At 65.5% G+C, this 20,280-nt stretch carries 16 protein-coding genes; 5 read left to right on the top strand and 11 right to left on the bottom strand.

What is annotated here, in order from left to right; all coding sequences use genetic code 11:
- Positions 1–19: 19 nt before the first annotated feature.
- From L0U84_RS16335 to L0U84_RS16355, 5 genes are all read right to left on the bottom strand, one after another.
- The gene (locus L0U84_RS16335; protein ID WP_233851146.1) at positions 20–730 is read right to left on the bottom strand and encodes an HAD family hydrolase; all 711 of its coding nucleotides are present in this window, start codon (positions 728–730) and stop codon (positions 20–22) included.
- Positions 730–1,605 (bottom strand): carbohydrate ABC transporter permease, encoded by an 876-nt coding sequence (locus tag L0U84_RS16340; RefSeq protein ID WP_233851147.1) that lies wholly within the window; start codon positions 1,603–1,605, stop codon positions 730–732. The genes L0U84_RS16335 and L0U84_RS16340 overlap by 1 nt, the downstream gene beginning before the upstream one ends.
- The gene (locus L0U84_RS16345; protein WP_233851149.1) at positions 1,602–2,537 is read right to left on the bottom strand and encodes a carbohydrate ABC transporter permease; all 936 of its coding nucleotides are present in this window, start codon (positions 2,535–2,537) and stop codon (positions 1,602–1,604) included. The genes L0U84_RS16340 and L0U84_RS16345 overlap by 4 nt, the downstream gene beginning before the upstream one ends.
- A 167-nt stretch (positions 2,538–2,704) precedes the next feature.
- Positions 2,705–4,027 carry an ABC transporter substrate-binding protein gene (locus L0U84_RS16350; protein WP_233851151.1) on the bottom strand — a complete coding sequence of 441 codons (1,323 nt, stop codon included), beginning with the start codon at positions 4,025–4,027 and terminating at the stop codon, positions 2,705–2,707.
- Positions 4,028–4,124: 97 nt separating this feature from the next.
- A complete protein-coding gene (locus L0U84_RS16355; protein ID WP_233851153.1) occupies positions 4,125–4,904 on the bottom strand; it encodes an L-iditol 2-dehydrogenase in 780 nt (259 codons plus the stop codon).
- Positions 4,905–5,202: 298 nt separating this feature from the next.
- On the opposite strand from L0U84_RS16355, the gene L0U84_RS16360 reads away from it, so the two are divergent.
- The 4 genes from L0U84_RS16360 (at position 5,203) to L0U84_RS16375 (ending at position 8,529) form a co-directional block, all read left to right on the top strand.
- Positions 5,203–5,700: a Fur family transcriptional regulator gene (locus L0U84_RS16360; RefSeq protein ID WP_233851155.1), complete on the top strand. Its 498-nt coding sequence runs from the start codon at positions 5,203–5,205 to the stop codon at positions 5,698–5,700.
- 93 nt (positions 5,701–5,793) lie between these two features.
- On the top strand, positions 5,794–6,774 hold the full coding sequence (locus tag L0U84_RS16365) for a metal ABC transporter solute-binding protein (RefSeq protein WP_233851157.1): 981 nt from the start codon (positions 5,794–5,796) through the stop codon (positions 6,772–6,774).
- Positions 6,771–7,754, top strand: a complete 984-nt coding sequence (locus L0U84_RS16370) for an ABC transporter ATP-binding protein (protein WP_233851159.1) — start codon at positions 6,771–6,773, stop codon at positions 7,752–7,754. The genes L0U84_RS16365 and L0U84_RS16370 overlap by 4 nt, the downstream gene beginning before the upstream one ends.
- On the top strand, positions 7,747–8,529 hold the full coding sequence (locus L0U84_RS16375; RefSeq protein WP_233851161.1) for a metal ABC transporter permease: 783 nt from the start codon (positions 7,747–7,749) through the stop codon (positions 8,527–8,529). Before L0U84_RS16370 ends, L0U84_RS16375 begins: the two co-directional genes overlap by 8 nt.
- Before the next feature lie 83 nt (positions 8,530–8,612).
- On the opposite strand, the gene fghA is transcribed toward L0U84_RS16375, so the two are convergent.
- From fghA to L0U84_RS16390, 3 genes are all read right to left on the bottom strand, one after another.
- The gene (gene fghA / locus L0U84_RS16380; RefSeq protein ID WP_233851163.1) at positions 8,613–9,467 is read right to left on the bottom strand and encodes an S-formylglutathione hydrolase; all 855 of its coding nucleotides are present in this window, start codon (positions 9,465–9,467) and stop codon (positions 8,613–8,615) included.
- Between the two features lie 15 nt (positions 9,468–9,482).
- Complete coding sequence (locus L0U84_RS16385; protein ID WP_233851165.1) at positions 9,483–10,589, bottom strand: S-(hydroxymethyl)glutathione dehydrogenase/class III alcohol dehydrogenase; 1,107 nt, start codon at positions 10,587–10,589, stop codon at positions 9,483–9,485.
- 197 nt (positions 10,590–10,786) lie between these two features.
- Positions 10,787–12,253: a xylulokinase gene (locus tag L0U84_RS16390; protein ID WP_233851167.1), complete on the bottom strand. Its 1,467-nt coding sequence runs from the start codon at positions 12,251–12,253 to the stop codon at positions 10,787–10,789.
- A 468-nt stretch (positions 12,254–12,721) separates the two neighbouring features.
- Here L0U84_RS16390 and L0U84_RS16395 point away from each other — a divergent pair, with 468 nt between their 5' ends.
- The gene (locus tag L0U84_RS16395) at positions 12,722–14,131 is read left to right on the top strand and encodes a nucleobase:cation symporter-2 family protein (RefSeq protein WP_233851168.1); all 1,410 of its coding nucleotides are present in this window, start codon (positions 12,722–12,724) and stop codon (positions 14,129–14,131) included.
- Positions 14,132–14,251: 120 nt separating this feature from the next.
- Here L0U84_RS16395 and L0U84_RS16400 read toward each other — a convergent pair whose 3' ends face one another.
- From L0U84_RS16400 to L0U84_RS16410, 3 genes are read right to left on the bottom strand one after another with little or no spacing between them, the layout of a single operon-like run.
- Entirely contained in the window at positions 14,252–15,766 is a 1,515-nt protein-coding gene (locus tag L0U84_RS16400) for an efflux transporter outer membrane subunit (protein WP_233851169.1), read from the bottom strand.
- A gap of 1 nt (position 15,767) precedes the next feature.
- Positions 15,768–18,998 carry an efflux RND transporter permease subunit gene (locus tag L0U84_RS16405; protein ID WP_233851170.1) on the bottom strand — a complete coding sequence of 1,077 codons (3,231 nt, stop codon included), beginning with the start codon at positions 18,996–18,998 and terminating at the stop codon, positions 15,768–15,770.
- A gap of 18 nt (positions 18,999–19,016) precedes the next feature.
- A complete protein-coding gene (locus L0U84_RS16410) occupies positions 19,017–20,252 on the bottom strand; it encodes an efflux RND transporter periplasmic adaptor subunit (RefSeq protein WP_233851171.1) in 1,236 nt (411 codons plus the stop codon).
- Positions 20,253–20,280: the final 28 nt, after the last annotated feature.

Consider the following 20,280-nt stretch of genomic DNA (forward strand, 5'->3'; position numbering starts at 1 on the left):
GTCGCGTGCGTTCGTGTGCTCAGGGTGACGCGGCCGTCGCGGACAGCGTCCATTGCGCGACGAGCTCCGGCAACTGCCGCATATCGTCGAACACGTGACGCGCGCCCGCCGCATGCAGACGATCGATCTGCGCATCGCTCGCATGACCGCCGCCGATGAACCCCAGCACCGCCATGCCCGCCGTGGCCGCCGCCGTGACGCCGGTCACGCTGTCCTCGACGACGAGGCACGCGGCGGGTGCGAGCCCGAAGCCCTGTGCCGCCGCCAGATACACGTCCGGCGCGGGCTTCGGATTCGGCACCGCGTCGGCGCAAAACAGCTGCTCGCCGAAGAATCGCTTCAGGCCCGTGCGCGCCAGCACCGTCTCGACGTACGGCCGGAAGCTATTGCTCGCGCAGCCCTTGACGAGCGGCACCTGGGTGAGCGCCATCTCGATGCCGTCGACCGCGGGCGCCTCGATTGCCGCCGCTTCGACCGCGCGGCGGATCGCATCGATATCGTCGGCGCCGAGCTGTTTGCCGAGCTGCGTCGCGGTGTCCCGCAACACGCGCTCGATGCGCAGCCCGAGCAGCGGCAAAACGACCGGCTCGACGTCGATGCCGGGCCAGCGCGCTTCGAGTTCGCGCACCAGCATGCGCGCAGCCACCGCTTCGCTGTCGATCAGCACGCCGTCGCAATCGCAGATCAACGCGTATCGCGCGATGCCCGGGCCTGCCGTCGGGTCCGTCATCACTTGACCGCCCCGAACGTGAGCCCGCGCACCAGCTGCTTCTGCGACAGCCAGCCGACGATCAGGATCGGCGCGACCGCCAGCAACGAAGCGGCCGAAAGCTTCGCCCAGAACAGTCCTTCAGGACTCGAATACGACGCGATAAACACGGTCAGCGGCGCCGCGTTCGAGCTCGACAGGTTGATGCTCCAGAACGCCTCGTTCCACGACAGGATCACGAGCAGCAGCGCGGTCGACGCGAGTCCGGGCAGCGCCATCGGCATCAGCAGATAGACGATCTCCTGCCACGTCGCCGCGCCGTCGATCCGCCCGGCCTCGAGAATGTCGCGCGGTATTTCGGCGAAGTACGTGAACGCCATCCACACCGCGATCGGCAGATTCATCAGCGTATAGACGATGACGAGACCCGACACCGTATCGAGCAGGCCGCTGCTTTTCCACAGCAGATAGATCGGCACCAGCACGCCGACCGACGGCATCATCTTCGTTGACAGCATCCACAGCAACACTTTCTGCGTGCGCCGCGTCGGGAAGAACGCCATCGCGTACGCGCACGGCACCGCGAGGATGAGGCACAGCAGCGTGACGCCGACCGAGATCAGGATCGAGTTCCACGCGAACGAGAAATAGTTGCTGCGCGCGAACACCTCGCGGAAGCTGTCGAGCGTCGGCATGAAAAACAGCGACGACGCGTAGGCCTGCTGCTCGGTCTTGAACGCGGTGATCGTCATCCAGAAGATCGGGAAGAACAGCAGCAGCGCGACCAGCCAGGCGAGCACGCCGGGAATCGCGCGCAGCACCGGCTCGAAAGGCGACTTGTGCGGCAGCGCGACCGGCTGCGTCGTCGATGCGGCAGTGGAGGCAACATGGCTCATTTTTCGTACTCCCCTTTCAGGTTCTTCGCGAGCATCCGCACGAGGAAGAACGACACGATATTGGCCAGCACGACCGCGAGAATGCCGCCCGCCGATGCGAGACCGACGTCGAACTGTTGCAGGCCGAGCGCGAAGATCAGGTACGACAAGGTGGTGGTCGCGTTGCCCGGACCACCGCCCGTGGTCGTGTAGATCTCGGCAAAGATCGACAGCAGGAAAATCGTCTCCATCATCACGACGACCGCGATCGCGCGTCGCAGGTGCGGCAGCGTGATGTAGAAGAACATCGAGAACGGACCCGCGCCGTCGATCTTCGCGGCTTCCTTCTGCTCCTGGTCGAGCGACTGGATCGCCGTAAAAAGAATCAGGAACGCGAACGGCAGCCACTGCCACGCGACGATCATGATCACCGCGGTCAGCGGATAGTCGGCGAACCAGTCGATCGGCTGCATGCCCAGCGCGCGCATGCCCTGAGCGACGAGCCCGTAGACCGGGTGCAGGATCATGTTCTTCCAGATCAGCGCGCTGACCGTCGGCATCACGAAGAACGGCGCGATCGCGAGCAGGCGGGCCACGCCCTGACCGTAGAACTTGCGATCGAACAGAATCGACATCAGCACGCCGCCGCCCACGGTGATCACGAGCACCCACACGATCAGCTCGATCGTATGCGCGATCGACGGGCCGAACGACGGATCGGTGGCGAGGTAGCGGTAGTTGTCGAGGCCGGCGAATCCGCGCAGATCGGGATTCAACAGGTTGTAGTGCGAAAACGAGAACCAGATCGTCATCGCGAGCGGAATCGTCATCCACAGAACCAGCACGCCGACCGACGGCGCGACGAGCCAGCGGGCCGAATTGGCCTTACGGGCTTCGCGTTCTTTTTCTGTCTGGGGATGGGCTTGCATCATTGGGACGCGCAAAGGACGCATGATGGACCACCTGTACGGAAATGCGCGGAGCGTTTGCCTGAGCCGCGTTGGCGCGATGCGGCGTGCGGTGCCGAAAGACACAACACACGTCCCGCATCGCATGCGGCGCAGGCAAACGGCCGCCCTGCTGCATGAGCCGCATCGGTCGATGCGGCTGGCCTGCCGGGTTACTTCTGATAACCCGCCTGCTTGACCGCGCGATCGGCGGCCGCGTTGCCGGCCGCGAGCGCCTGGTCGACCGTCATCTGACCGGCGATCGCGCCGGAGATACTCTGCCCGACCACCGTGCCGAACGACTGGAACTCAGGTATCCCGACGAACTGCACGCCGGTGTACGGGACCGGCTTCAAGGTCGGATGATCCGGGTCGGCGGTCTGGATCGCCTTCAGCACGAAGTCGCCGAACGGCGCGGCCTGTTTGTACTCGGGGCGCGCATAGGTGGACTGGCGCGTGCCCGGGGGAACCGAGGCCCAGCCCTCATCCTTCGCGACCATTTCGATGTATTCCTTCGAGGTCGCCCACTCGATGAACTTCTTCGCCGAATCGGCCTGCTTCGACGACTTCGGAATCGCCAGCGCCCAGGCCCACAGCCAGTGCGAACCCTTCGGCGTGACCGCGACCGGTGCCGCGGCGAAGCCGACCTTGTCGGCAATCTGCGACTGCTGCTTGTTGTACAGCATGCCGGCCGCGACCGTCGCGTCGATCCACATCGCGCACTTGCCGGACGACATCAGTGTCAGGTTCTCGTTGAAGCCGTTCGAGCTGGCTCCCGGAGGGCCGTCCTTCTTCAGCAGATCGACGTAGAACGTCATTGCCTTCTTCCATTCCGGCGACGTCAGCTGCGCGTTCCACTTCTCGTCGAACCAGCGCCCGCCGAACGTGTTCACGACCGTCGTGCCGTACGCCATGTTCTCGCCCCAGCCCGCCTTGCCGCGCAGACAGATGCCGTATTGCTCCTTGGACTTGTCGGTGAGCTTGTCGGCGAACTGGGCGATCTGGTCGTAGGTCGGCTGGTCGGGCATCTTCAGGCCGGCCTTGTCGAACAGATCCTTGCGGTAATAGGTCATTGAGCTTTCGACGTAGAACGGCAGCGCGTACAGCTGGCCGTTCGCGGACAGGCCGTCGCGGGCCGTCTTGACGACGTCGTTCAGGTCGTAGCTCGCCGGCAGGTTCGTGATCGGCGCGAGCCAGCCGCGCTTGCCCCATTGCGGCGTTTCGTACGCGCCGATCGTCATCACGTCGAACTGGCCGCTGCCGGTCGTGATGTCGGTCGTCGCGCGCTGACGCAGCACGTTTTCCTCGAGGATGACCCAGTTCAGCTTGATGTCCGGATTCGCTTTTTCGAACGCGGGCGACAGCTTCTTCAGCTCGATCATGTCCGGATTGTTCAGCGTCGCGATGGTCACCGTCGCCGCCGATGCGCTCAGCGCGAAGCAGGTGGCCGCGCCGGCACCGGCCGCCTTCAGCGCGAATTTGAAAGCTGGTTTCATCGTTGTCTCCTTTCTCATACGTTATGTGATGCTGCGTTCGTTTGACGACTTCACGCGTCGCTCAGAGCACCCAACGTGCCCGCTCCCTGCTCTTCGTTCAGCTCATCCAGTTGCCGCCGTCGACGTTCAGCGTCTGCGCGGTGATGTAGTCGGCATCGGCCGACGCGAGGAACAGCGCGGCGCCGGTCAGATCATCGGGCACGCCCATGCGCCCGAGCGGCACGGCCTCGCCGACGAGGCGCTTCTTCTCGCCGAGCGGCCGGTTTTCGTAGCGCGCGAACAGCGCGTCGACCTCGTTCCACATGGGCGTATCGACGACGCCCGGCGCGATGCCGTTCACGTTGATCTTATGCGGCGCGAGCGCGAGCGCCGCGGACTGCGTATAGCTCAACACCGCCGCCTTGGTCGCGCAGTAGTGCGAAACGAGCGCCTCGCCGCGCCGGCCGGCCTGCGACGACATGTTGATGATCTTGCCGCCGCGGCCCTGCTCGACCATCTGCCGCGCGACCGCCTGCATCAGAAAGAACATGCCTTTTACATTGACCGCGAACAGGCGGTCGAACACGTCCCAGGATTCGTCGAGAAGCGGGCGCATGTCGAACAGCGCCGCGTTGTTGAAGAGAATGTCGATCTTGCCGAAGCAGCCGAGCGTGCTCGTGACGATGCGCTCGATGTCCTCGCGGCGCCGGACATCGGCGCTGACGCTCAGTACGCGCTCGCCGTAGGTACCGCGCAGCGCGCCGCCGATGCTCTCGGTCGGCTTCACGTCGACCAGCACGCAGCGCGCGCCTTCGTCGAGGTAGCGCAGGGCCACCGCTTCACCGATACCGCTGGCCGCGCCCGTCAGAATGGCGACCTTGTCCTGCAATCGTGCCACTGCCTGTCTCCGGTTCGTTTTTGATTTCTGGCGCGCAGTGAGCGAACGCTCATCGCGCGATCAATTGCTCGGTTGGTGATCGAATGATCGGATACGGACCGGGTCATGTCAAGGCACGCGGACGAATTTCGATGGTGCAGCGCGGCAGGCGCAAGCGGGGCGCGACGCGGGTCGCCACGACGCGTTCGGCGCTTCCCGCCACGCGAAGGAGCGCGCCACTGACAAAAAATCGCGATACGTTATATCATTTCGACCTCGCCGCCCTCCCGGGCGCCGCCACATCAGGAGATTCACGCCGATGACTACCTCGCTCGCCGAACAGCACGCCCTGCGACTGACGCATGCGGATGCGCACGCCGCTGCACAGGGGCTCGCGCTGACTCCGCTGCGCCGCCAGGTGTACGCGGCGATCGTCGCGAGCGAGCGGCCGGTCGGCGCGTACGAATTGCTCGACGCGCTCGCGCCCGAGCGCGGTCGCATGCCGCCGACCACGGTCTATCGCGCGCTCGACTTCCTCGTCGCGCATGGCTTCGTGCACCGGATCGAATCGAAGAACGCGTTCGTCGCCTGCTGCGAGATCGGCGTGCCGCATCGCAGCCAGTTCCTGATGTGTGACGGCTGCGGCGCGACCGTCGAAATTCCCGGCGACGAACTCGCCGAGCGCCTGTCGCACAGCGCGCCCGCGCATGGCTTCGAGGTGCATCGCCAGGTGATCGAACTGAGCGGCCTGTGCGCGCTGTGTGCGCGAGCGGCGAAGCCCGGCGGCGCCAGCGGCGCAGCAGGCGCTTCGTCGTGATCAGGCGCGCGGCGCCCCGCTGAGCGCAGCCCGGTATCTGGCCTTGCCACCCCGAGTGGCTCATTCAAACTTTCACGCAGCAGGAAAACAACGATGAAAACGATCGGTTCGATGTTGTCCACGGCGCACCGCGCGCTGAAGCGTTCGACCTCTGTGCGCCCCCACCTGCGCACCTGGCTGCTCGCGGCCGCGGCGCTCTGCTTCGGCCACGGGGCGTTCGCCGCCGACGCAAAAATTCCGGTCGTCGCCGCGGAGAACTTTTACGGCGACGTGGTGCGGCAACTCGGCGGCGATCGCGTCGACGTGACCAGCATCCTCAGCAATCCGGACCAGGACCCGCATCTGTTCGAAGCGAGTCCAGCCACCGCACGAGCGTTGCAGCATGCGAGCCTCGTCGTCTACAACGGCGCCGACTACGATCCGTGGATGGCGAAGCTGCTGGCCGCGTCGAAAGGTTCGCAGCGCACCGTGATCGTCGCGGCCGACCTCGTCGGCAAAAAAGGCGGCGACAATCCGCACCTGTGGTACGACCCGGCGACGATGCCGAAAGTCGCGCGCGCGGTCAGCGACGCGCTCGCCGCTGCTGACCCGGCGCACAAGTCGGCGTACGATGCGAACCTCGCGAAGTTTCTCGATTCGCTGAAGCCGATCGACGCGAAGGTCGCCGAACTGCGCGGCCGCTATGCGGGCCTGCCTGTCACGGCGACCGAACCGGTGTTCGGCTATATGTCCGACGCGATCGGTCTAGGCATGCGCAACCAGCGCTTCCAGCTCGCCGCGATGAACGACACCGAAGCGAGCGCGGCCGACATCGCCGCGTTCGAACGCGATCTGCGCGAGCGGCGCGTGCGCGTGCTGATCTATAACAGCCAGGCCACCGAGGCGCTGACCCAACGCATGCTGAAGCTCGCGCAACAATCGAAGGTACCGACGATGAGCGTCACCGAAACCCTGCCGGCCGGCAAGACCTATCAGACGTGGATGCTGACGCAGCTCGACGCGCTGCAGAAAGCGCTCGCCGCGGGCGACACGAACGGCGCGACCAACGCGAACGCGAAAGGAAAGACTCCATGATTCCGACTGGCCATCAAACGCCAGCAGGTGCGCCGGCGGGCGCCCCCAGCATGCGCGGCGACACGCCCGTGCTCGAACTCGACAACGTGACGCTCGATCTGGGCGGCCGCACGATCCTGCGCGACACCAGCTTCGTCGTGAACCAGGGCGAGTTCATCGGCGTGCTCGGGCCCAACGGCGCGGGCAAGACGACGCTGATGCGCGCGGTGCTCGGCCTCGTGCCGGCCGCCGGCGGCGCGATTCGCGTGCTCGCGCAGCCGGTCGAGCGCGGCAATGCGTCGATCGGCTATATGCCGCAGACGCGCACCGCACTCGCCGGCCGGCGCGTGCGCGGCCGCGATTTCGTTGCGATGGCCGCCGATGGTCATCGCTGGGGCTTGCCGCATGCGGATGCGAAAACGCGCGCGGACGTCGATCGGGTGCTCGAGCTCGTCGGCGCAACGAATCTGTCAAAGCGGCCGCTGTCGGAGCTGTCGGGCGGCGAACGGCAGCGGCTCCTGCTCGCGCAATGCCTGCTCGGCAATCCGAAACTGCTGCTGCTCGATGAGCCGTTGATCAGTCTCGATCCGCATCATCAGAAGAGCGTCGTCGAACTCGTGCGGCGCGTGCAACAGGAGCTCGGCATCGCGGTGCTGTTCTCCGCGCATGAACTCAATCCGCTGCTCAACTCGATCGATCGCGTGCTGTATCTCGGCAGCGGCGTCGCGGCGCTCGGCACCGTCGACGAAGTGATCACGCGGCCGGTGCTGTCGCGTCTGTACGGCTCGCCGATCGACGTGATGCGCGTGAACGGCCGCATCTTCGTGATGTCGGGCGGCGTCGAAGTCGAGAAGCACGATCACGAGCATGAAGACGAGGACGGCGGCCATACGCATTCGCACGGTCACTCGCATGAGCATGGCCACGGTCATTCACACGGCCACTCACACAGTCACTCGAACCCGCACGACTCACGCGACGGACACAAGCACGATGTTTGAATACGATTTCATGGTGAACGCATTCGCGGCGTCGGGGATCGTCGCGGTGCTGGCCGGCGTGGTCGGCTATTTTCTGGTGATGCGCGGACAGACGTTCGCGGGCCACGCACTGTCGCATGTCGGCTTCACCGGCGCGACGGGCGCGGTGCTGATCGGCATCTCGCCGATCTGGGGGATGATCGGCTTCACGCTCGCGGCCGGTGTCGGCATGGGCGCGCTCGGCGAGCGGCTCGCCGGACGCGACGTCGCGATCGGCGTGATCCTTTCCTTGTCGCTCGGTTTCGGGCTGCTGTTTCTGCACTTCTTCACCGCGTACGCGACGCAGGTCACGGCGCTGCTGTTCGGCAACGTGCTCGGCGTCAACGCATCGACGCTCGGCGTGCTCGCGGCGTTGGGCGTCGTCAGTCTCGTCGCGCTCGCGGCCATCATGCGGCCGCTGCTGTTCGCGTCGCTGCAGCCGGAGCTTGCCGAAGCGAAGGGCGTGTCGCTGCGCCGCGTATCGGTGCTGTTTCTCGCGATCGCCGCGCTGGCCGTCGCCGCCTGCACGCAGATCGTCGGCGTGCTGCTCGTGTTCACGCTGATGGTCGGCCCCGCCGCCGCCGCGCAGAACCTCAGCACGCGGCTGTCCGCCGGTCTCGTGCTCGCGGCCGTGTTCGCGCTCGCGCAGGCGTGGCTCGGGCTGACGCTCGCGTTCTACACCGATTGGCCGACGAGCTTCTGGATCACCGTGCTGTCGGCGGTGGTGTATGGCGGGAGTCTGCTGAAGCGGCATTGAGCAACGCTTGCGTCGATCAGATGAAAAAACGGCGGCACCTGAGGTGCCGCCGTTTTTTTTTGCGCCGCGTTTTACGACGTTTTTCAGCCGACCAACACCTTCGCGTGATGCGCGAGATGATCCTCGATGAAGGTCGAGATGAAGTAGTAGCCGTGGTCGTAGCCCGCATGACGATGCAACGTCAGTGGCTGACCCGCGGCCTTGCACGCCGCTTCGAACACGTCGGGATTCAGTTGCGTGGGCAGGAACTGATCCGCGAGCCCCTGATCGATGAGAATCCCTTCCGCGAACTTGCGCGTCGCATGCGCGACCAGCTCGCTCGCGTCGTACTGCTTCCACGCTTCGCGGTTCTCGCCCAGATAGCCGCTGAACGCCTTCTCGCCCCACGGACAACGCATCGGTGCCGCGATCGGCGCGAACGCCGACACCGACCGATAGAGGTCCGGATTGCGCAGCGCGAGCATCAATGCGCCGTGACCGCCCATCGAATGACCGAAGATGCCGAGGCGGTCGCCATCGACCGGCAATTCGTTCACGACCGTCTCGCGCAGCTCATCCCGCACGTATGAGTACATGCGGTAATGCTTCGCCCACGGCTCCTCGGTCGCATCGACGTAAAAGCCCGCGCCGACGCCGAAGTCCCACGCATCGCTCTCGCCCGGCACGCCCGCGCCGCGCGGACTCGTATCGGGCGCGATCAGCACGATGCCGTGCTGGGCCGCGAAGCGCTGCGCACCGGCCTTGATCGGAAACGTTTCTTCCGTGCAGGTCAGTCCGGCCAGATAGAACAACGCCGGCACACGTCCCGCGTTCTCATGCAACGCCTGCGGCGGCAGATAGACCGAGAAGCGCATCGGCAGACCGATGGTGCGCGACTCGTGCCGGTAAAAACGCTGCTCGCCGCCATGACAGGCGTGCGACGAAAGTAATTCGAGCATCGCAACACTCCTCTCTTAGTACAACACGACCGAGCGGATCGACTCGCCCTTCTTCATCAGCTCGAAGCCCTCGTTGATGCGCTCGAGCGGCAGACGGTGCGTGATCAGATCGTCGATATTGATCTTGCCTTCCATGTACCAGTCGACGATCTTCGGCACGTCGGTGCGCCCGCGCGCGCCGCCGAACGCCGAGCCCTTCCACTCGCGGCCCGTCACCAGCTGGAACGGCCGCGTGCTGATCTCCTCGCCCGCCGCCGCGACGCCGATGATGAACGACTGCCCCCAGCCCTTGTGCGTGCATTCGAGCGCCTGGCGCATCACCTTCACGTTGCCGATGCATTCGAACGAGTAGTCGGCGCCACCATCGGTCAACTGCACGATGTGATCGACGACGTTCTCGACTTCGTTCGGGTTGATGAAGTGCGTCATGCCGAACTTCTTCGCGAGCTCGACGCGCCCCGGGTTGATATCGACGCCGATGATCCTGTCCGCACCTACCATTTTGGCGCCTTGAATGACATTCAGGCCGATGCCGCCGAGCCCGAACACGACCACGTTCGCGCCCGCCTCGACCTTCGCCGAATACACGACCGCGCCGACGCCGGTCGTCACGCCGCAGCCGATGTAGCAGATCTTGTCGAACGGCGCGTCTTCACGCACCTTCGCGACCGCGATCTCCGGCACGACGATGTAGTTCGAAAACGTCGACGTACCCATGTAGTGAAACAGCGGCTTGCCGTCGAGCGAGAAGCGCGAGGTCGCATCGGGCATCAGGCCACGGCCCTGCGTCGAACGGATCGCCTGACACAGGTTGGTCTTACGCGACAGGCAGAACTTGCACTGGCGGCATTCGGGCGTGTAGAGCGGAATCACATGATCGCCCTTCTTCAGCGTGCCGACGCCCGGCCCGACATCGACGATCACGCCCGCGCCTTCGTGGCCGAGAATTGCCGGAAAGATGCCTTCGGGATCGGCGCCCGACAGCGTGTAGTAGTCGGTGTGGCAGATGCCCGTCGCCTTCACTTCGATCAGGACTTCACCGGCGCGCGGACCTTCGAGATCGACTTCCTCGATCGTCAACGGGGCGCCCGCTTTCCATGCGATTGCTGCTTTGGTCTTCATCGTCAATGCTCCTGTGTCGACCAGAGTTAGCGCTTTAGCGCCTACTCCGGACCCATCCGACATGATTGTCGCGAATACGAAATGGCATCGTGTGCCGGGCGGGCGCGTGGCGCACGAAAAGCGTAATGGTATTGCAAAGTGCGTGACGGCCGCGTTGCCGATGGCTGCGCTCGGCACCTTGTTCGACACCGTCCCCGCTAGTTCGCTTCGCGCGGCTTCGTACCACCGAACCACGGCTCGACACGGCCATATAGATCGACGAAGCGCCCATAACGCTCGGCGAGCGCCGCATCGCCTCGCGGACCCGCAACGCGCGTCGCGCCCGGCGCGAGCGCGGCCAGATCGCCCGTCTGCCAGTGGCCGCACGCGAGCCCGCCGAGGATCGCCGCGCCGCGCGGCGCCGCGTTCGGACAATCGACCGCGTACAGCTCGACGTCGAGCGCATCGGCGAGCAGTTGTCGCCACCGCGCATCGACGGAACCGCCGCCCGCGAGCTTGAGCGCCGTCACCGATGCGCCGCTCGCGCGGATCGCGTCGAGCCCGGCGCGCAACGAGAACGCCACACCTTCGAACGCGGCGCGCATCATCGCGCCGCGGGTATGCTCGAGCGACAACCCGAGCCAGCCGCCGCGCGCCTGCGGATTCAGCCACGGCGTGCGCTCGCCGGTCAGGTACGGCAGGAAGGTCAGCGCAGACGCGGCATGAGCGCCTGCATGAGCGGCCGCATCGTCCGCGTCGCCGAATGCCTCGCGGTAAGCCTCCGCCCACCCAAACGACAGCCACCCGCGCACCCGCTCCAACGCGATGCCGACGTTCTGCATCGCCGCCATCCGATACCAGTGCTCGCTCGCCGCGCGATAGCGATGCAATCCCTTCAGCGGTGCCGGCTCGTCGTTCGCGAGCACGACGATCTGTCCGCCGCTGCCGGTCGTCAGCAGCGAGTCGCCGTCGCGCGCGAGGCCGCTGCCGAGCGCCGCGCACGGCGTGTCCGCGGCACCGGTCGCGAGCACGGTACCGGCCCGCAAGCCGAGTGCCTGCGCGGCCCGCTGCGACAGCGCGCCCGACGCCGCATACGACGGCGCCAGCGGCGCGAACCAGTCGCGCGGAATCTCGAGGCGCTCCAGCAGCGCCGCGTCCCACGCGCCGGCGGGATCGGCCAGCGCGGTCGCGCACGCGTCGGACGCATCGGTCACGCATGCGCCGCCGAGCGCGACGCGCAGCCAGTCCTTCGGTTGCAGCGCCCAGCGCGTGCGGCGCGCGGCTTCAGGTTCATGCAGCACGAGCCAGCGCAGCAGCGGACCGGCCATACCGGGCGCGACCGGATTCGGTTGCGGCTCGGGCCATGCGTCGAGCACGGCGAGCGCGCGCGAGTCGGGCCACAGCATCGCACGACGAACCGCCGCGCCGTTCGCATCGAGCAGAACGACGCCGTGCATCTGCCCGGAAAAGCCGATCGCGCGCACGCCGTCACGCAACTCGGGAGGCAGGCTCGCCATCGCATCGACGAGGGCGTTCCACCAGGTCTCGACGTCGATTTCAGCCCACCCCGCGTGCGGCGTAACGAGCGTATAAGCGACGCTCGATACCGCCTGCTCGCGTCCAAGGTCGTCGACGATTGCCGCTTTCAGGGAGCCGGTGCCGAGATCGATGCCGAGAAAACTCATGAGCGCAGGAACGTTGAAATGAGGATGAAGAAGGAGCCAGCGAAGCTGGCGACGAGACTGGTGAGCGAAGTCAAAAAGCGAAGCAGCGCAGACGTCGCGAACCTTCGTCAGACAGCTCGGAAAACGCGCGAACAAAAGCCCATTCGCGGGTTAACCCCGCCGTGCGGCGAGCGTCGCCAAAACAGGACTATGCTCGAAGCCTGATACACGTCATTGATTCTCACACATATCGCCGCCGGCGACGAAGCCACACCCCGCGCGCGGCGCACCGCCCGCAATCGCCGCCGCATAGGGCTCGCCGCCGCTGCGCGGCCGATCCGTCCCACGCGTGGCTTTAATTTGCCTTTCAAAACAGGTCTGCGCATATCGTCGCCGGGAATGCCGGAATAGCCGCGTATGGTCTTGTTGCGCCTTTTCGTCCCCGATACCTTGGAGTCATCCCAAAACGAGATGGTGGAGACAGACGATATGCAAGCGAACACGGTTCACCCGTGCGACGAGCGCCTACCCGCGGGCCAGTTGCTTACCCTCGGTATTCAGCACGTGCTGGTCATGTACGCCGGCGCGGTTGCGGTACCGTTGATCATCGGCGCGGCGCTGAAGCTGCCGAAAGACCAGGTCGCCTTCCTGATCAGCGCCGACCTGTTTTCCTGCGGCATCGCCACGCTGATCCAGACGCTCGGACTGTGGATCTTCGGCATCCGTCTGCCCGTCATCATGGGCTGCACGTTCGCGGCAGTCGGCCCGATGGTCGCGATCGGCACCAATCCTTCGCTCGGTATCCTCGATATCTTCGGCTCGACGATCGCGGCCGGCGTAGTCGGCATTCTGCTTGCGCCGGCGGTCGGCAAGCTGTTGCGCTTCTTCCCGCCGGTCGTGATCGGCGTCGTGATCTCGGTGATCGGTTTGTCGCTGATGGAAGTCGGCATCAACTGGGCGGCCGGCGGCGTCGGCAATCCCGATTACGGCAATCCGGTCTACCTCGGCCTGTCGATGCTCGTGCTGACGCTGATCCTGCTCATCAACAAGTTTGCCAAAGGATTCGTCGCCAATATCTCGGTGCTGCTCGGCATCGTCGCGGGCTTCGCGATCGCACTGATGCTCGGCCGCGTCAACATGGACGGCGTCACGCACGCGCCGTGGGTCGGCATCGTGATGCCGTTCCATTTCGGTTTGCCGCACTTCGATCCGCTGTCGATCGCGACGATGGTCACCGTGATGTTCGTCACCTTCATTGAATCGACCGGCATGTTCCTCGCGGTCGGCGACATGGTCGATCGTCCGGTCGATCAGAAGACGCTGGTGCGCGGCTTGCGCGTCGACGGTCTCGGCACGCTGATCGGCGGCATCTTCAACTCGTTCCCGCATACGTCGTTCTCGCAGAACGTCGGGTTGATCGGCGTGACCGGCGTGAAGAGCCGCTTCGTCTGTGCGATGGGCGGCGTGATTCTCGTGCTGCTCGGCCTCTTTCCGAAGATGGCCCAGGTGGTGGCGTCGGTGCCGGCGTTCGTGCTCGGCGGCGCGGGCATCGTGATGTTCGGCATGGTCGCGGCGAACGGCATCAAGGTGCTGTCGCGCGTCGACTTCGTCAGGAATCAGCACAACCTGTTCATCGTCGCGGTCAGCATCGGGCTCGGCCTCGTGCCGGTCGTGTCGCCGCATTTCTTCTCGCAGCTGCCGCCGGCGCTGTCGCCGCTGTTGCATAGCGGGATTCTGCTCGCGTCGGTGTCGGCGGTCGTGCTGAACCTGATCTTCAACGGCGTGAAGAGCGAGAAGAAGGCCAAGAGCGAGCTTCGCCGCGCCGGGCACGATCTCGACAAGAGCGCGGGCAGCGAGCCGCAGAGCAACGAGATGTTGCGGGCGGCGGACCTGCATTGAGCTTATCGATGCATCGCTGACATGGCGCGCGGCACCGAGTGCCGCGCATCAAAAAAAACGCCACGGCATGCCGTGGCGTTTTCGTTTGCTTCAGCGCTTGTTCAATCCGAAGCGCTCAGCTCACCCTGCCGTCGGCGCCGAAGCCGCGACCGGCGCGCTCGTCGCACCGTAGTCGACCGGCGCGTCGGCGGGACGCGGCTGGTCGCCGTTGTGCTCGATCCAGCCGCCGCCGAGCGCCTGGTACAGTGTGACCAGGTTCTGCAGACGTTCCATGCGCGCGGTCACCAGCGCCTGCTGAGCCACATACAACGAGGTCTGCGCGGTCAGCACCGACAGATAGCTGTCGACACCGTTCGTATAACGGAGGGTCGACAGATCCAGCCGGCGCTGTTCGGCCGCGACGTCCCGCTCGAGCGCCGCGATCTGCTCGTCGTACGTGCCGCGCGCGGCCAGTCCGTCCGCCACTTCGCGGAAGGCCGTCTGGATCGCCTTTTCATACGTGGCGATCTGCACGTTCTTCTCGATGTTGGCGAGATCGAGGTTGGCCATGTTCTGGCCGCCCTCGAAGATCGGCAGCGTGATCGACGGCGCGAAGCTCCAGGCCGCCGAACCCGGTTTGAACAGACCGCCGAGCGTCGGGCTCAGCGTGCCGGCGCTGCCGGTCAGCGTGACCTTCGGGAAGAATGCCGCGCGCGCCGCGCCGATGTTCGCGTTGGCCGCGAGCAGATTCTCCTCGGCCTCCATGATGTCGGGACGGCGGGTCAGCAGATCGGCCGGCAGACCCGCCGGAATATCCGTCAGCAGGCTCTGGTCGTTCATCGGCAGGCCGTTCGGCAGATCGGCCGGCAACGGCTCGCCGATCAGCAGCACCAACGCGTTGTCAGCCTGGACCCGCAAACGCGTCTGCGCTTGCATGTCCGCGCTCGCGGTCTCGACGACCGTTTGCGCCTGGCGCAGATCGAGTTCCGAACCGGTGCCGTTGTCGAACTGCAGCTTGGTGATCCGATACGACTCCTGCGCCGTCTTCAGCGTGTTCTGCGTGACCTTCAGCAGATCGTCCAGTTCGAGCACCGTCATGTACTGGTTCGCCACCTGCGACACCAGCGAGATTTCCGCCGCCTTGCGCGCCTGCGCGGTGCCGAGGTACGTAGCCAGCGCCTGATCCTTCAGGCTCTGCACACGCCCGAAGAAGTCGATTTCCCACGACGCGTTCAAGCCCACCGAATACGAGTTGGAAATCGTCACGCCGGTGAACGTCAGGTCTTTCGGCGTGCGCGACTTGCTTTGCGAGGCCGCGGCGTCGAGCGTCGGGAACAGACCCGCACGCACGATGCGGTACTGCGCCGCCGACGCCTGCATGTTCAGCACCGACACGCGCAGATCGCGGTTGTTCTTCAGCGCGATTTCGATCAGCTGCTGCAGACGCGGATCGACGAAGAAGTTGCGCCAGCCGATGTCGACGGCGGCCTGGCCGTTCGCGCTGCGCGCGCCTTGCGCGCCCGGCTGCTGGTCGTACACGCCGCCAGTCGGGAAGGTCGCCGTCACGGGCGCCGCGGGCCGCTGGTAGTGCGGCGCCAGCGTGCAACCCGTGGCGAGCAGCGCGACCGCCACTGCAATCAAAGAGTGTTTTTGCATCTCAATGCCCATCCTTGCCCGAGCCATTGCCATCCGACCCGTCGGTCGTGCCACCCGCCGCGCCGCCTTGCGGATCGTGCGGATGGTGCTGTTCGTAGTGGCGCAGCGCCTCATCCGGGTCTTCCTTCTCACCGCCGAACTTCGCGCGAATCACCACGAAGAACATTGGGATCATGAAGATCGCGAGGAAGGTCGCCGTCAACATGCCGCCGATCACGCCGGTACCGATCGCGTGCTGGCTGGCCGAACCCGCGCCGTTACTGATCGCGAGCGGCAACACGCCGAGAATGAACGCGAGCGAGGTCATCAGAATAGGACGCAACCGCAGACGCGCCGCTTCGAGCGCGGCCTCGATCGGCCCCATGCCTCCACCCTGCTGCAGTTCGCGCGCGAATTCCACGATCAGAATCGCGTTCTTCGCCGACAGACCGACGGTGGTCAAGAGACCCACCTGGAAGAACACGTCGTTCTCGAGCCCGCGCAGCGTCGCGGCCAGCAGTGCGCCGATCACGCCGAGCGGCACCACCATGATCACCGAGAACGGGATCGACCAGCTTTCATACAGCGCCGCGAGACACAGGAACACGACGAGGATCGAGATGCCGTACAGAATCGGCGCCTGCGAACCCGACTGACGCTCCTGCAGCGACAGACCCGTCCACTCGTAGCCGACACCCGCCGGCAGCTTCGTGACGATCTGTTCCATCGCCGCCATCGCCTGACCGGTCGACTTGCCCGGTGCGGCCGCCCCCTGGATTTCCACCGACGAGATGCCGTTGTAGCGCTCGAGCTTCGGCGAACCGTAGGTCCACTCGGTGCTGGCGAAGGCCGAGAACGGCACCATCGCGCCCGCGCTGTTGCGCACGAACCAGGCACTCACGTCTTCCGGCTTCATCCGGAACGGCGCGTCGCCCTGCAGGTACACCTTCTTGATCCGGCCATCGGTGTCGAGGAAGTTGTTCACGTACGCCGATGCCCAGGCGATCGAGAACGTCTGGTCGATCGAGGCGAGCGACACGCCGAGCGCCGAAGCCTTCTCGTGGTCGATGGTGACCTTGAACTGCGGCGTATCGTTCAGGCCGTTCGGACGCACCTGCGCGAGCGTCGGATCTTTCGCCGCCAGACCGAGCAGCATGTTGCGCGCTTCCATCAGCTTCGCGTGACCGATACCCGCGCGGTCCTGCAGCTGGAAGTCGAAGCCCGCCGCGGTGCCGAGTTCAGGAATCGACGGCGGATTGACCGGATACACGAGCGCGTTCTTGTAGCTGCTGAAGTGCATGAACAGACGCCCGACCAGTGCCTGCACCTTCTGGTCCGCATGCTGACGCTGCGAGTAGTCCTTCATCCGCACGAACACGAGACCCGCGTTCTGGCCGCGACCCGCGAAGCTGAAGCCGTTCACCGTGAAGGTCGATTCGACGATCGCCTTCTCGTCGTTCAGCAGGTAGTCCGACACGTCCTTCAGCGCGCGCGCGGTGGTTTCCTGCGTGGAACCCGACGGCGTTTGCACCAGCACGAACATCGTGCCCTGGTCTTCATCAGGCAGGAACGACTTCGGCAGTCGCACGAACAGCAAGCCCACCGCGAAGATCACCACCATGTAGATGATGAGCCAGCGGCCCGAGCGCTTGATCACGTGGTGCACGCCCGAGTGATATTTGTCGCGGCTCGTGTTGAAGGTGCGGTTGAACCAGCCGAAGAAACCGGTGGCCTTTTCGTGATGACCCTTCGGAATCGGCTTCAGGATCGTCGCGCACAGCGCCGGCGTCAGAATCAACGCGACGAGCACGGACAGCACCATCGCCGCGACGATGGTCAGCGAGAACTGCCGGTAAATCGCACCGACCGAGCCGCCCGAGAACGCCACCGGCACGAACACCGCCGACAGCACGAGCGCCACGCCGACGAGCGCGCCGGTGATCTGGTCCATCGCCTTGCGGGTTGCCTCGCGAGGCGACAAGCCCTCCTCCTGCATCACCCGCTCGACGTTTTCCACCACCACGATCGCGTCGTCCACCAGCAGGCCGATCGCGAGCACGAGGCCGAACATCGACAGCACGTTGATCGAGAAACCGACCACGCTCATGATCGCGAACGTACCGAGCAGCACCACCGGCACCGCGATCGTCGGGATCAGCGTGGCGCGCAGGTTCTGCAGGAACAGGTACATGACGAGGAACACGAGCACGATACCTTCGAGCAGCGTCTTGACCACTTCCTCGATAGACAGGCGCACGAACGGCGTCGTGTCGTACGGATACTGCACCACCAGACCGTGCGGGAAGTACTTCGACAGTTCGGCGATCTTCGTGCGCACCGCCTTCGCGGTGGCGAGCGCGTTCGCGCCCGTGGCGAGCTGGATACCGAAGCCTGCCGTCGGCTGGCCGTTGTACTTGGTGTCGAAGTTGTAGTTTTCGCCGCCGAGCTCGATGCGCGCCACGTCGCGCAGACGCACCTGCGAGCCGTCCTGGTTGACCTTCAGCAGGATGCTGCCGAACTGCTCGGGCGTATTGAGCAGCGTGGCCTGCGTGATCGTGGCCTGCAGCACCTGGCCCGGCACCGACGGCGTGCCGCCGAGCGAGCCGCCCGCGACCTGCACGTTCTGCGCCTGCAGCGCGGTTTCGACGTCGAGCGGCGTCAGGCCGAAGTTATTCAGCTTGTTCGCGTCGAGCCAGATCCGCATCGCGTACTGCGAGCCGAACAGCGTCACCGTGCCCACGCCGTCGATACGGCTGATCGGATCCTGGATGTTCGACGCGACGTAGTTCGCGAGGTCGTACTTGTTCATGCTGCCGTCGGTCGACACGAACGCCATCACCAGCAGGAAGCTGCTGCTCGACTTCGTGACCTTGGTGCCGAGCTGCTGCACCGCCTGCGGAAGCAGCGGCGTGGCGAGCTGCAGCTTGTTCTGCACCTGCACCTGCGCGATGTCGGGGTTGGTGCCGGCCGCGAACGTCAGCGTGATGGTGGCCGTGCCCGAGTCGTCCGAGGTCGACGCGAGGTACAGCAGGTGGTCAAGACCACTCATCTGCTGCTCGATCACCTGCGTGACGGTGTTTTCCACCGTCTTCGCCGAAGCACCCGGATACGTTGCGCTGATCTGGATCGACGGTGGCGCGATGGTCGGGTATTGCGCGATCGGCAGTGTGAACACCGACGCAAGACCCGCGAGCATCAGGATGATGGCGATCACCCATGCAAAAATCGGGCGATCAATAAAGAACTTTGCCATGAGGCGGGCTCCCTGTTATTACGCGCCCGAGGCAGCGGAGGCAGGCTGTGCCGCGGGTTGAGCCGCGGGTTGACCTGTCGGGGCGCCGCCCGCGGCCGCGTCGGAAGCCGCCATGCCGGGCAGCTGCGCCGGCACGGGCTTGACCTGCTGGCCGGGACGCGCCTTGTCGGTGCCCTGGACGACCACGCGGTCACCCGGCTTCAGACCGTTCGACACCACCCAGTACGAGCCGAAGGTGCCCGTGGTGACGAGCTGACGCAGCTCGACCTTGTTATCGTCGCCGACGACGAGCGCGGTGGGCGTACCCTTCTGGTCGTGCGTGACGCCGACTTGCGGCACGATCAGCGCGTTCTGGTTGACGCCCTCGTCGATCTTCGCGCGCACGAACATGCCCGGCAGCAGCACGTGGTTCGGGTTCTTGAAGATCGCGCGCACCGTGACCGAGCCGGTGCCCTGGTCGACGGTGACGTCGGTGAACTGCAGCTTGCCCTTCTCGTCGTAGACGCGGCCGTCCTCCAGCACCAGCGTGACCTGCGCGGCGCCCGGGCCGGTCGTCTTCAGACGCCCTTCCTGCATGTCGCGGCGCAGCTTCAGGCCATCGAGGCTCGATTGCGTGAGATCGACGTAGACCGGGTCGAGCTGCTGGACCGTGGCCATCAGCGTGGCCGCGCTCTGCTGCACGAAGGCGCCCGGCGTCACCTGCGACACGCCGATCTGGCCGGTCACGGGCGAGGTCACGTCGGTATAGCCGAGGTTGATCTGCGCGGTATCGACCGCGGCTTTGCCCGCGGCGACGTCGGCGGCGGCCTGGCCTTCGGCGGCCACCGCGTTGTCGTAGTCCTGCTTGCTGACCGCGTTCGCCGCGACCAGCACCTTGTAGCGACTCGCTTGCGCGGTGGTCGTGACGAGATTCGCCTGCGCCTTCGCGAGCGATGCCTTCGCGTTGTTCAACGACGCGATGTACGGCGCCGGATCGATCTTGTACAGCCGCTGGCCGGCCTTGACCTCGCTACCCTCGGTGAACTCGCGGCGCAGCACGATGCCGTCGACCCGCGCGCGCACCTGCGCGACGAGGAAAGCATTGGTACGGCCGGGCAGTTCGGTGACGACGGGCACCGTCGTCGGCTGGAGGGTGACGACGCCGACTTCGGGCGTCTGTGGCGGCGGGGCAGATTGTTTTGGTCCGCACGCCGCCAGCAAGATGGCAGCCGTCGCGGCACTAATTAAGCGGAATGGAACCCGTTCGACTCGCATGGAGCGACCTCTGTCAAAGACTGAGAAT

Origin of the sequence: Paraburkholderia sp. HD33-4 (genome assembly GCF_021390635.1) — a bacterium.
In the GTDB taxonomy this organism is placed as follows: domain Bacteria; phylum Pseudomonadota; class Gammaproteobacteria; order Burkholderiales; family Burkholderiaceae; genus Paraburkholderia.

Excerpts from the sequence above, each read along its gene's own strand:
- L0U84_RS16335 (WP_233851146.1), bottom strand. The coding sequence starts at position 730 with ATGACGGACCCGACGGCAGGCCCGGGCATCGCGCGATACGCGTTGATC.
- L0U84_RS16340 (WP_233851147.1), bottom strand. The coding sequence starts at position 1,605 with ATGAGCCATGTTGCCTCCACTGCCGCATCGACGACGCAGCCGGTCGCG.
- L0U84_RS16345 (WP_233851149.1), bottom strand. The coding sequence starts at position 2,537 with ATGCGTCCTTTGCGCGTCCCAATGATGCAAGCCCATCCCCAGACAGAA.
- L0U84_RS16350 (WP_233851151.1), bottom strand. The coding sequence starts at position 4,027 with ATGAAACCAGCTTTCAAATTCGCGCTGAAGGCGGCCGGTGCCGGCGCG.
- L0U84_RS16360 (WP_233851155.1), top strand. The coding sequence starts at position 5,203 with ATGACTACCTCGCTCGCCGAACAGCACGCCCTGCGACTGACGCATGCG.
- L0U84_RS16365 (WP_233851157.1), top strand. The coding sequence starts at position 5,794 with ATGAAAACGATCGGTTCGATGTTGTCCACGGCGCACCGCGCGCTGAAG.
- L0U84_RS16370 (WP_233851159.1), top strand. The coding sequence starts at position 6,771 with ATGATTCCGACTGGCCATCAAACGCCAGCAGGTGCGCCGGCGGGCGCC.
- L0U84_RS16375 (WP_233851161.1), top strand. The coding sequence starts at position 7,747 with ATGTTTGAATACGATTTCATGGTGAACGCATTCGCGGCGTCGGGGATC.
- fghA (WP_233851163.1), bottom strand. The coding sequence starts at position 9,467 with ATGCTCGAATTACTTTCGTCGCACGCCTGTCATGGCGGCGAGCAGCGT.
- L0U84_RS16385 (WP_233851165.1), bottom strand. The coding sequence starts at position 10,589 with ATGAAGACCAAAGCAGCAATCGCATGGAAAGCGGGCGCCCCGTTGACG.
- L0U84_RS16390 (WP_233851167.1), bottom strand. The coding sequence starts at position 12,253 with ATGAGTTTTCTCGGCATCGATCTCGGCACCGGCTCCCTGAAAGCGGCA.
- L0U84_RS16395 (WP_233851168.1), top strand. The coding sequence starts at position 12,722 with ATGCAAGCGAACACGGTTCACCCGTGCGACGAGCGCCTACCCGCGGGC.
- L0U84_RS16400 (WP_233851169.1), bottom strand. The coding sequence starts at position 15,766 with ATGCAAAAACACTCTTTGATTGCAGTGGCGGTCGCGCTGCTCGCCACG.
- L0U84_RS16405 (WP_233851170.1), bottom strand. The coding sequence starts at position 18,998 with ATGGCAAAGTTCTTTATTGATCGCCCGATTTTTGCATGGGTGATCGCC.
- L0U84_RS16410 (WP_233851171.1), bottom strand. The coding sequence starts at position 20,252 with ATGCGAGTCGAACGGGTTCCATTCCGCTTAATTAGTGCCGCGACGGCT.